Consider the following 11,352-nt stretch of genomic DNA (forward strand, 5'->3'; position numbering starts at 1 on the left):
AGAGAGGTTCTTTATTTGAAGGAACATTCAATAGACATTCAACTGAGTCATCCAGATGACTTGTTCCATCTTTTTGGTTCCAATGAGCGCCATCTTCGTTTGATGGAAGAAGAGCTCGATGTAGTGATTCATGCCCGTACGGAAATTGTCCAGGTTATCGGAGAAGAGTCTGCCTGTGAGGAAGCCCGTCAGGTTATCCAGGCTTTGATGGTCTTGGTGAATCGAGGAATGACCGTTGGCACGCCAGATGTGGTGACTGCGATTAGCATGGCCAAAAACGATGAAATCGACAAGTTTGTCGCCCTTTACGAAGAAGAAATTATCAAAGACAATACAGGGAAACCGATCCGTGTCAAAACCTTGGGTCAAAAACTTTATGTGGACAGTGTCAAACAGCATGATGTGACCTTTGGAATCGGACCAGCAGGGACAGGGAAGACCTTTCTTGCAGTGACCTTGGCAGTGACAGCTCTTAAACGCGGGCAGGTCAAGAGGATTATCCTGACTCGTCCAGCAGTGGAAGCAGGTGAGAGTCTAGGATTTCTTCCGGGTGATCTCAAGGAGAAGGTGGATCCTTATCTTCGACCAGTTTATGATGCCTTGTATCAGATTCTCGGCAAAGATCAGACGACCCGTCTCATGGAGCGTGAAATTATCGAAATCGCTCCCCTTGCCTACATGCGTGGGCGGACCTTGGACGATGCTTTTGTCATTTTAGATGAGGCACAAAATACGACCATCATGCAGATGAAGATGTTCCTGACTCGTTTAGGCTTTAATTCCAAGATGATTGTCAATGGAGATATCAGCCAGATTGACCTACCACGCAATGTTAAGTCCGGTTTGATTGATGCTCAAGAAAAACTTAAGAACATTCACCAAATTGACTTTGTTCATTTTTCAGCCAAGGATGTGGTTCGTCATCCAGTTGTCGCTCAAATCATCCGAGCTTATGAACCAGCTCCAGTTAGGGTTGAAGAAAAGAAGGAAGAAACAGAATAGCAAAAAAGCAGTTCAGATGTGAACTGCTTTTTTTTAATGAGTGTCTAGCTTTAAACAAGTTCGTCGATAGACGTGTGCTCTTTAGCGAGGCCTTGAGCAACTGGGAGGCTAGTTAAGTAACCTTTATAAGTGGTCACACCTTGACGCAAGCCCTCATCTTCAGAGATTGCATGTGCAAAACCTTTGTCAGCCAATGCTTCGATATAAGGAAGAGTGACATTGGTTAGGGCGATGGTTGAAGTACGGGCAACCGCGCCAGGGATATTGGCAACGGCATAGTGGAGAACACCGTATTTTTCATAGACAGGTTCATCGTGTGTTGTCACACGGTCAGCTGTCTCGATAACGCCACCTTGGTCAACAGCAACGTCAACAATGACAGAGCCTGGACGCATTTGTTTGACCATCTCATCTGTCACCAATTTTGGTGCTTTGGCACCAGGGATGAGAACCGCACCAATCACCACATCAGCATCTCTCACACTTGCTTCGATGTTAAATGAATTGGACATAAGAGTTTGAATTTGGTTTCCAAAGACTTCTTCTAGAACTGAGAGACGTTTCGCGCTGATATCTAAAATAGTCACTTGAGCACCAAGACCAAGGGCGATGCGGGCAGCATGTGTACCGACAACACCACCACCGATGATGGTTACTTTTCCTTTTGGAACACCTGGTACACCACCAAGTAGAACACCAGAGCCACCAGCTTGCTTAGTAAGGAAGTGAGCTCCGATTTGAACAGCCATACGACCTGCAACCTCACTCATAGGAACGAGGAGTGGTAGTTGTCCTTGATTGTCACGAACAGTTTCATAGGCAATTCCTGTTGTTTTGGCTGCTAACATAGCACCTGCTAATTCTGGTGCAGCGGCCATGTGCAAGTAGGTGAAGAGAAGAAGATCGTCGCGCAAATAACCATATTCAGAAGCTAGTGGTTCTTTTACTTTCACGACCAACTCGGCAGCCCAGGCTTCAGCAGCAGTAGCGACAATCTCAGCTCCTTGCTTTTGATAGTCCGCATCAGTAAATCCTGAACCGAGACCAGCATTTGTTTCGATGAGGACACGATGTCCACGACTGACTAAACTGTGGACGCCAGCAGGAGTGAGGGCAACACGGTTTTCATTATTTTTAATTTCTTTTGGGATTCCGATTAACATAGAGATAACCTACCTTTCAATTGACGGGATTGTTTTAGTTGTCACATTTCAGTTCATAAATCAAAAATGTGATGGTTTTATTGTATATGAAACCGCTTCAAAAATCAAGAAAAACTTGTCATCCAAATTTATTTATGCTAAACTAGTGAGAATCAAGCTCCAATGGAGGAAAAAGCATGGAATCAATATTTGTGAAATTTGCCCAGTATCCATCTATAGAAACGGAGCGTTTATTGCTCCGACCTGTAACCTTGGACGATGCGGAAGCTATGTTTGAGTATGCCTCAGACAGAGAAAATACACGCTACACTTTTCCAACAAATCAAAGCTTAGAAGAAACCAAGAACAACATAGCTCAGTTTTACTTGGCTAGTCCCTTGGGACGGTGGGGAATCGAACTAAAAAGCAATGGTCAGTTTATTGGTACCATTGACTTGCACAAGATCGATACTGTTCTTAAGAAGGCAGCCATTGGCTACATTATCAATAAAAAATATTGGAATCAAGGATTGACGACAGAAGCCAATCGTGCCGTGATTGAACTGGCTTTTGAGCAGATTGGAATGAACAAGTTGACTGCTCTTCACGATAAAGACAATCCTGCATCAGGCAAGGTCATGGAGAAATCAGATATGCGCTTTTCCCACGAAGAACCTTATGCCAGAATGGATAATAAAGAACCAGGTCGAATTATCACAAGAGTTTATTATGTCTTGACTAAGGAAGACTATTTTGCAAATAAATAAGCAGTTGAAAAGAAATTTTCGACTGTTTTTTCTTTCTCTTACGAATAACTTAAGAGAGGAGAAAATATGGAAGCAATTATCGAGAAAATCAAAGAATATAAAATCATTGCCATCTGTGCTTGTTTGGGTATGGGCTTAGGAGGCTTTTTCCTGCTAAAGCCAAGTTCACAAACATCTATGAAAGAAACGAATTTGCAGGCTGAAGTTGCAGCCGTTTCAAAGGATTCATCGTCTGAAAAAGAAGTGAAGAAGGAGGAAAAGGAAGAATCTACTGAACAAGATCTAATCACAGTGGATGTCAAAGGTGCCGTTAAATCGCCAGGAATTTATGATTTGCCAGTTGGCAGTCGAGTTCATGATGCTGTTCAGAAAGCTGGTGGATTGACAGAGGAGGCAGATAGCAAATCGCTAAATCTCGCTCAGAAAGTCAGTGACGAGGCTCTTGTCTATGTTCCAACTAAGGGAGAAGAAGCAGCTAGTCAGCAGGCTGCCTCTGGAACGACTCCTTCAACAAGTAAAGAAAAGAAGGTCAACCTCAATAGAGCTAGTCTGGAAGAACTCAAGCAGGTCAAAGGCTTGGGAGGAAAACGAGCTCAGGATATTATCGACCATCGCGAGGCAAATGGCAAGTTCAAGTCGGTTGATGAACTAAAGAAAGTTTCTGGCATTGGCGCAAAGACCATAGAAAAGCTAAAAGATTATGTCACAGTGGATTAAGAATTTTCCTATCCCCCTAATCTACCTGAGCTTTCTGTTGCTCTGGCTTTACTATGCCATTTTTGGAGTGTCCTATCTAGCACTGCTAGGTTTTGTTTTTTTGCTCATCTGTCTCTTTTTCCAATTTTCTTGGAAATCGGCTGGTAAAATTTTAGCGATTTGTGGAGTTTTTGGATTTTGGTTTTTGTTTCATAACTGGCAACAGACACAAGCTAATCAAAACCTAATGGATTCTGTTGAGAGGGTACGGATTTTACCGGATACTATCAAAGTCAATGGAGATAGTCTGTCCTTTCGGGGCAAGGCTGACGGCCGTACCTTCCAAATTTACTATAAACTCCAGTCCGAGGAAGAGAAAGAGCAATTTCAAGCCTTGACAGACCTCTATGAGATAGAACTGGAAGGAAAACTGTCCGAGCCAGAAGGCCAGAGAAATTTTGGTGGATTTGACTACCAAGCCTATCTGAAAACTCAAGGGATTTACCAGACACTGACTATCAAGAGCATCCAGTCACTTAAAAAAGTTAGCAGTTGGGATATAGGTGAAAACCTATCGAGTCTACGTAGAAAGGCTATTGTTTGGATTAAGAGCCATTTTCCCGACCCTATGCGTAACTACATGACGGGGCTCTTGCTGGGACATCTGGATACGGACTTCGAGGAGATGAATGAGCTCTATTCCAGTCTTGGAATTATCCATCTCTTTGCCTTGTCGGGTATGCAGGTGGGTTTCTTTATGGATGGTTTTAAGAAACACCTCTTGCGATTGGGCTTGACTCAAGAAAAGTTGAAGTGGCTGACCTATCCTTTTTCCCTTATCTATGCAGGTCTGACAGGATTCTCAGCTTCGGTCATTCGCAGTCTCTTGCAAAAGTTACTGGCCCAACATGGCTACAAGGGTTTGGACAATTTTGCCTTGACGGTGCTTGTTCTCTTTATCATCATGCCCAACTTTTTCCTAACTGCAGGAGGAGTCTTGTCCTGCGCCTACGCCTTTATCTTGACCATGACTAGTAAAGAAGGCGAGGGGCTCAAGGCTGTTGCCAGAGAAAGTCTGGTCATTTCCTTGGGAATATTGCCCATTCTTTCCTTTTATTTTGCAGAATTTCAGCCTTGGTCAATTCTTTTAACATTTGTCTTTTCCTTTCTTTTTGACTTGGTTTTCTTACCACTTTTGTCTATCTTATTCATTCTGTCTTTTGTTTACCCAGTCACTCAGCTTAACCTTGTCTTTGAATGGTTGGAGGGCATCATTCGCTTGGTTTCGCAGATGGCAAGTAGGCCCTTGATCTTTGGACAACCAAACGCATGGCTTTTGATTCTCCTCTTAGCTTCATTGGCATTGGTCTATGATTTTAGGAAAAACATCAAAAGAGTAGCAGGGTTCAGCCTCTTTATCGTGGGACTCTTTTTCTTAACCAAACACCCGCTGGAAAATGAAATTACCATGCTGGATGTAGGGCAGGGAGAAAGCATTTTTCTAAGGGATGTAACTGGTAAAACCATCCTCATAGATGTGGGCGGAAAGGCAGAATCTGATAAGAAAATAGAGGATTGGCAAGAAAAGTCAACGGCTAGCAATGCCCAGCGAACCTTGATTCCCTATCTAAAAAGTCGCGGAGTAGACAAGATTGACCAGCTGATCTTGACCAACACAGACAAGGAGCATGTTGGAGATTTGCTGGAGGTGACCAAGGCTTTCCATGTAGGGGAGATTTTAGTATCAAAAGGAAGTCTGACACATAAGGAATTTGTAGCAGAACTACAAGCGACTCAAACCAAGGTACGCAGTGTGACAGGAGGGGAGAATTTACCAATTTTTGGCAGTTACTTAGAAGTCCTATCTCCAAGGAAGATTGGAGATGAAAGTTATGATGATTCTCTCCTTCTTTATGGAAAACTCTTGGATAAGCACTTTCTCTTTACTGGAAACTTGAAGGAGAAGGGAGAGAAGGAACTTTTAAAGCAATACCCTACCTTAGAGTTGGATATCTTGAAGGCAGGTCAACATGGTTCAAAGACTTCATCTAGCCCAGCTTTTTTAGAGAAGCTCAAACCAGAGCTTACTCTCATTTCAGTGGGCAAGAACAATCGTGCCAAACTCCCCCATCAGGAAACCTTGACACGAATTGAAAATATCAATAGCAAAGTTTACCGAACTGACCAGCAAGGAGCCATTCGCTTTAAAGGATGGAAAAGTTGGCAAATGGAAAGCGTTCGTTAGGAAGAAAAGTGTTGTATATTAGTGAAATAAACTAAAATCTGTTGCATAATAGCGAGGAAAGCGATATAATAAAAGCATCTTCAGTACCAATGATACAAATGCAATGATAACCATGAAAAATCAGTAAAAGTCGCTTTATTATCTATTGGTCTTTTTCAGTCCAGTGTATCAGCTGAGAGCGTTCTTAAAACTTATCGGTATAATTGGAATATTGTTTGGAAGTATAGTATGAATTACCACAGATAAATCTATATTAACATTCTGTCATGGTCTCGTTATTACAGCTATTCTGAGTATAAAGTTGGTTCTGGATGGAATTACAATCGTTATGAGGTCATTAACTACTAGACAGGAAACTATTAATCGTTAAATAGTGAGAAAAAGGAGGGCTGTATATGATAACTCTTACTCATGTTACCTTAAAAACGCGACAAGTCATCTTGCAAGATGTTGATTTCACATTTGAAAAGGGCAGGATTTATGGCGTTCTTGCTATCAATGGCTCGGGAAAGACGACACTGTTCCGAGCTATGAGCAAGCTGCTTCCCCTTAGTAGTGGATATATCACAGCCCCTCCTTCTTTGTTTTATTATGAGAGCGTTGAATGGCTGGATGGAAACTTAAGTGGGATGGACTACCTTCGTCTCATAAAAAATATCTGGAAGTCAGACCTAAACTTGGGGGACGAAATCGCCTATTGGGAAATGTCTGACTATATCAACCTTCCCATCCGCAAGTATTCCTTAGGGATGAAGCAACGCTTGGTGATTGCTATGTATTTCCTCAGTCAGGCGAAATGCTGGCTCATGGATGAGATAACAAATGGCTTAGATGAGTATTATCGACAGAAGTTTTTTGATAGGCTGGCACAAATCGATAGAAAAGAACAGCTGGTTCTTTTGAGTTCCCACTACAAAGAGGAGTTAATGGAGATTTGCGATAGCATCGTAACCATTCGTCAGGGGCAGATAGAAGAGGTTCCGTTATGAAAGATATTAGCCTATTTTTGTTAAAAAAAGTTTTCAAAAGTCGCTTAAACTGGATTATCTTACTTTTATTTGCATCTGCACTCGGTGTTACCTTTTATTTAAATAGTCAGACTGCAAACTCACACAGCTTGGAGAGCGAGTTGGAAACCCGTCTTGTAAAAGATGAGAGAATCATCAATGAAAATGAAGTGAAGCTTTCCCAAATGTCTGACACCAGCTCGGAGGAATACCAGAGTGTTAAAAGTAATTTAGAATTGCAAAAAAATCTTTTAACGCAAAAGAAAGAAATTCTGACTTTGTTAAAAGAAGGACGATGGAAAGAAGCCTATTATTTGCAGTGGCAAGATGAAGAGAAGAATTATGAAGTTATGTCAAATCAACCGACTTCTGACTCTGAATTAAAAATGGCAGTTGACCGCCAACGAAAGATTTACCAAGCCCTGTATCCCTTGAACATAAAAGCACATACTTTGGAGTTTCCGACCCACGGGATTGATCAGATTGTCTGGATTTTAGAGGCTATCATCCCAACCTTGTTTGTGATTGCTATTATTTTTATGCTAACACAACTGTTCGCAGAAAGATATCAAAATAATCTCGATACAGCTCAGTTATATCCTTTTTCAAAAGTGACATTTGCCATGTCCTCTCTTGGAGTTGGGGTGAGCTATGTAACCGTGCTGTTTATTGGAATCTGTGGATTTTCTTTGCTAGTGGGAAGTCTGATAAGTGGTTTTGGACAGTTAGATTATCCCTACCCTATTTATAGCTTAACCAATCAAGAGGTAACTATTGGAAAAATACAAGATGTGTTATTTCCTAGCTTGCTATTAGCTTTCTTAGCCTTTATCGTCATTGTGGAAGTCGTCTACTTGATTGCTTACTTTTTCAAGCAAAAAATGCCTGTCCTATTTCTTTCCCTCATTGGGATTGTTGGCTTATTGTTTGGTATCCAAACGATTCAGCCTCTTCAGAGTATTGCCCATCTGATTCCCTTTACTTACCTGCGTTCAGTGGAGATTTTGTCTGGAAGATTACCTAAGCAGATTGATAATGTCAATCTAAATTGGGACATGGGGGTAGTCTTACTGCCTTGCACGATAATTCTTTTGTTAGTGGGGATTCTATTTATCGAAAGATGGGGAAGTTCACGTAAAAAGGAAGTTTTTAATAGGTCTTAGCGTTCCTATAGGGAAGGTGAGGAAAAAACTAACACAGAGAGGGAACCGGAATGGTTCTCTCTTTTTGATGCGGACATCAAGAAGAAAACAGAAAGTTTTTTGAAAAAATAACTTTTTATCTTGACAAGGAATAGAAAACTTGGTATCATATAAAAGTTGAGAAAAGCAGAAGTGAGAGCTTCTCGCCTTGTGACATCAAGTTGCCTGGCCCTACGGATGAAAAGTTTCTAAGAAACGCTATCATAACGTGCGGGCTTGTATCATTACGGGCCCGCTCTTGTTTTTCTCTAATAATAAAAAAGAGGTGAAAACCATAGCAAAGCAAGACTTATTCATCAATGATGAAATTCGTGTACGTGAAGTTCGCTTGATCGGTCTTGAGGGAGAACAGCTAGGAATCAAACCACTCAGCGAAGCGCAAGCATTGGCTGATAGTGCAAATGTTGACTTAGTATTGATTCAACCCCAAGCAAAACCGCCTGTTGCTAAAATTATGGACTACGGTAAGTTCAAATTTGAGTACCAGAAAAAGCAAAAAGAACAACGTAAAAAACAAAGTGTTGTTACTGTGAAAGAAGTTCGTCTGAGTCCAACTATTGACAAGGGTGACTTTGACACAAAACTTCGCAATGCACGCAAGTTCCTTGAAAAAGGGAACAAAGTTAAGGTATCCATTCGCTTTAAAGGGCGTATGATCACCCATAAAGAGATTGGTGCAAAAGTTTTAGCCGAGTTTGCTGAAGCAACACAAGATATTGCAATCATCGAACAACGAGCTAAGATGGATGGACGCCAAATGTTCATGCAGTTGGCGCCAGCAACTGACAAAAAATAATTGTCAGAAAGTTAAATAAAGGAGAAAAAATCATGCCAAAACAAAAAACACACCGCGCATCAGCTAAACGTTTCAAACGTACAGGTTCTGGTGGACTTAAACGTTTCCGTGCTTACACTTCTCACCGTTTCCACGGAAAAACTAAGAAACAACGTCGTCATCTTCGTAAAGCATCTATGGTGCATTCAGGAGATTTCAAACGTATCAAAGCAATGCTTACTCGCTTGAAATAATAGCCTAACAGTAAGCAAACAATTCTAGGAAATATTTGGAGGAAATAAAACATGGCACGTGTTAAAGGTGGCGTTGTATCACGCAAACGTCGTAAACGTATTCTTAAATTAGCAAAAGGTTACTATGGAGCTAAACACATCTTGTTCCGTACTGCAAAAGAACAAGTAATGAACTCTTACTACTATGCATACCGTGACCGTCGTCAGAAAAAACGTGACTTCCGCAAATTGTGGATCACTCGTATCAACGCGGCAGCTCGTATGAACGGACTTTCATACTCACAATTGATGCATGGGTTGAAATTGGCTGAAATCGAAGTTAACCGTAAAATGCTTGCTGACTTGGCTGTTAACGATGCAGCAGCTTTCACAGCTCTTGCAGATGCAGCTAAAGCAAAACTTGGTAAATAATGACAAACTGTTTCATTCTTACTCTTGTGGTTTTTACCGCAGGAGTAAGGTGAAACTTTTTTGTTTTTCTTAAATGATTTTCTATTTTAGAGAGTAAATCACAGATTTTTTCAAAGAAAATAGGATGTTTCTTGTATAATAGGAATAACTAAAAAGATTTGGAGTTAGAAGAAGATGATAGTAGGTATTGATTTAGGAACGACAAATTCTTTGGTAGGGGTTTATCAAGATGGTCAGGTTAAGCTGATTCCCAATGCTTTTGGTGAATATTTGACGCCTTCTGTTGTGGCTTTGGATGACAATGATGAGATTATAGTTGGAAAAATTGCCAAGGAACGCTTGGTGACCCACCCAGATAAGACAGTTTCTCAGTTCAAGCGTTTTATGGGGACCAAACATGAGTTGACGCTAGGAAATCGAGCATATAAGGCTGAAGAATTAAGCTCTTTTATCATTCGAAAGTTGGTAGACGATGCAGAGACCTATCTTGGAGAAAAGGTCGAGGAAGTGATTGTTAGTGTTCCAGCCTATTTCAATGATGCTCAACGCTATGCGACCAAACTAGCAGGGAAATTTGCTGGAGTTCAGATTGATCGGATTATCAATGAACCCTCCGCAGCAGCTCTTGCTAAAAGGTCTATGGTAAACCAAGAAGATCAATCTTTTATTGTAGTCGATTTTGGCGGTGGTACTCTTGACATTTCAGTTGTAGAGCTTTTTGATAACATTGTCGAAATCGTGTCGATTGCAGGGGACAATCGTTTGGGAGGAGAAGACTTTACTGCAGCTATTGCTGAGGAATTTTTAGTTTCTAATCAATTAACCAAGGATACGATTTCCCGCGAATTTTACAGCAAAATTCTAGTACAGGCTGAAAAAACAAAGCTAGAACTCAATAATAAAGAAGAAGTGAAGATGACAGTGATGGACCAAGATCAGGAATACTTTTTAGACTTGAGCTACCAGCGCTTTTATGAGCTTTGTCAACCGCTGCTGGCGCGTGTTAAGGCTGTTTTGGACCGTGCCTTGATGGATGCACGCTATAGCTATGTATCATCAGATAACTTTGTTCTTGTTGGGGGGACTTCGAAACTCCGCCTGGTTCAGGACTTTTTATCCTACTGTATCAATCAAATGGTTCAGGTTGCTGATGATCCTGATCGGATGATTGCGAGAGGTTGTGCCCTTTTAGCAGGAATAAAAGAACGGAAGGGTGAGATACGTGATTTGCTGCTGTCTGATATTTGTCCTTTTACACTAGGGATTGAGATAGTTGGAGACCGTTTTTCGCCGATTATCGAGCGAAATTCCACCCTACCTGCTTCACGCATTGAGCAGTATTATACTGCTGAATTGGGACAGAGCCAAGTCAAGATAAAGGTCTATCAAGGTGAGATGATGAAGGCTTCACAAAACCTCTTCTTAGGTGAATTAGAAGTTCCCGTACCTGTGAATACTCGCGAAAAAGAAAGTTTAACAGTTCGTTTTACCTATGATTTAAATGGAATTTTGGATGTCGAAGTGAAAATTGATTCAACACAGGAAGTCTTTAGTCATGTTATTCTCCAAGATAGCATTACCCTGACAGAAAAGGAAATCAAGGTTAAGCAAGCAGAATTGTCTCGCTATAAGATCAATGCTCAAGAAACAGAGGTTTACCGATTCTTGATGGAGAAAGCAAATCGTCTTTACAGTATGCTTTTAGGAAGAAGAAGGGAAGAATTGATGGCATCAACTAGACAATTTGAAGAAGAAGTGAACCAAGCTTCTATGTACCACTTACCTAAACTCTATCAATCATTTTCAAACTACCTAGAGTTCTTAGAGCGAGGACTGTAGAAAAGGAGACGA

The 11,352-nt window shown here is 41.1% G+C and carries 11 protein-coding genes, 1 pseudogene and 1 other annotated feature; of the genes and pseudogenes, 11 read left to right on the top strand and 1 reads right to left on the bottom strand.

All coding sequences use genetic code 11. The annotated features are described in order from the left end of the window. The first annotated feature begins 15 nt into the window (after window positions 1-15). A complete protein-coding gene (locus A0739_RS08000; protein ID WP_061587620.1) occupies window positions 16-1,002 on the top strand; it encodes a PhoH family protein in 987 nt (328 codons plus the stop codon). A 50-nt stretch (window positions 1,003-1,052) separates the two neighbouring features. On the opposite strand, the gene ald is transcribed toward A0739_RS08000, so the two are convergent. Continuing rightward, a complete protein-coding gene (gene ald / locus A0739_RS08005; protein ID WP_061587621.1) occupies window positions 1,053-2,165 on the bottom strand; it encodes an alanine dehydrogenase in 1,113 nt (370 codons plus the stop codon). Between the two features lie 176 nt (window positions 2,166-2,341). Between ald and A0739_RS08010 the strand changes: the two genes are divergently transcribed. From A0739_RS08010 to A0739_RS08055, 10 genes and pseudogenes are all read left to right on the top strand, one after another. Beyond that, complete coding sequence (locus tag A0739_RS08010) at window positions 2,342-2,911, top strand: GNAT family N-acetyltransferase (protein ID WP_061587622.1); 570 nt, start codon at window positions 2,342-2,344, stop codon at window positions 2,909-2,911. Window positions 2,912-2,977: 66 nt separating this feature from the next. Further along, the gene (locus tag A0739_RS08015; protein ID WP_061587623.1) at window positions 2,978-3,628 is read left to right on the top strand and encodes a helix-hairpin-helix domain-containing protein; all 651 of its coding nucleotides are present in this window, start codon (window positions 2,978-2,980) and stop codon (window positions 3,626-3,628) included. After that, a complete protein-coding gene (locus A0739_RS08020) occupies window positions 3,612-5,852 on the top strand; it encodes a DNA internalization-related competence protein ComEC/Rec2 (RefSeq protein WP_061587624.1) in 2,241 nt (746 codons plus the stop codon). The genes A0739_RS08015 and A0739_RS08020 overlap by 17 nt, the downstream gene beginning before the upstream one ends. A gap of 144 nt (window positions 5,853-5,996) precedes the next feature. Continuing rightward, a pseudogene (locus tag A0739_RS10650) lies at window positions 5,997-6,200 on the top strand (hypothetical protein). A gap of 47 nt (window positions 6,201-6,247) precedes the next feature. Beyond that, window positions 6,248-6,841 carry an ATP-binding cassette domain-containing protein gene (locus A0739_RS08030; RefSeq protein ID WP_061587625.1) on the top strand — a complete coding sequence of 198 codons (594 nt, stop codon included), beginning with the start codon at window positions 6,248-6,250 and terminating at the stop codon, window positions 6,839-6,841. Further along, window positions 6,838-8,022 carry a hypothetical protein gene (locus A0739_RS08035; RefSeq protein ID WP_061427147.1) on the top strand — a complete coding sequence of 395 codons (1,185 nt, stop codon included), beginning with the start codon at window positions 6,838-6,840 and terminating at the stop codon, window positions 8,020-8,022. Before A0739_RS08030 ends, A0739_RS08035 begins: the two co-directional genes overlap by 4 nt. 157 nt (window positions 8,023-8,179) lie before the next feature. After that, window positions 8,180-8,311 (top strand) — a sequence feature (ribosomal protein L20 leader region). Between the two features lie 15 nt (window positions 8,312-8,326). Continuing rightward, window positions 8,327-8,857, top strand: a complete 531-nt coding sequence (infC, locus tag A0739_RS08040) for a translation initiation factor IF-3 (RefSeq protein ID WP_000848184.1) — start codon at window positions 8,327-8,329, stop codon at window positions 8,855-8,857. Window positions 8,858-8,889: 32 nt separating this feature from the next. Then, window positions 8,890-9,090 carry a 50S ribosomal protein L35 gene (gene rpmI / locus A0739_RS08045; RefSeq protein WP_001125942.1) on the top strand — a complete coding sequence of 67 codons (201 nt, stop codon included), beginning with the start codon at window positions 8,890-8,892 and terminating at the stop codon, window positions 9,088-9,090. A 51-nt stretch (window positions 9,091-9,141) separates the two neighbouring features. Further along, the gene (rplT, locus tag A0739_RS08050; RefSeq protein ID WP_000124834.1) at window positions 9,142-9,501 is read left to right on the top strand and encodes a 50S ribosomal protein L20; all 360 of its coding nucleotides are present in this window, start codon (window positions 9,142-9,144) and stop codon (window positions 9,499-9,501) included. 174 nt (window positions 9,502-9,675) lie between these two features. Beyond that, complete coding sequence (locus A0739_RS08055; protein WP_061587626.1) at window positions 9,676-11,340, top strand: molecular chaperone HscC; 1,665 nt, start codon at window positions 9,676-9,678, stop codon at window positions 11,338-11,340. Window positions 11,341-11,352: the final 12 nt, after the last annotated feature.

The sequence above is a fragment of the Streptococcus oralis genome, from assembly GCF_001588645.1.
Classification (GTDB): Bacteria; Bacillota; Bacilli; order Lactobacillales; family Streptococcaceae; genus Streptococcus; species Streptococcus oralis_AB.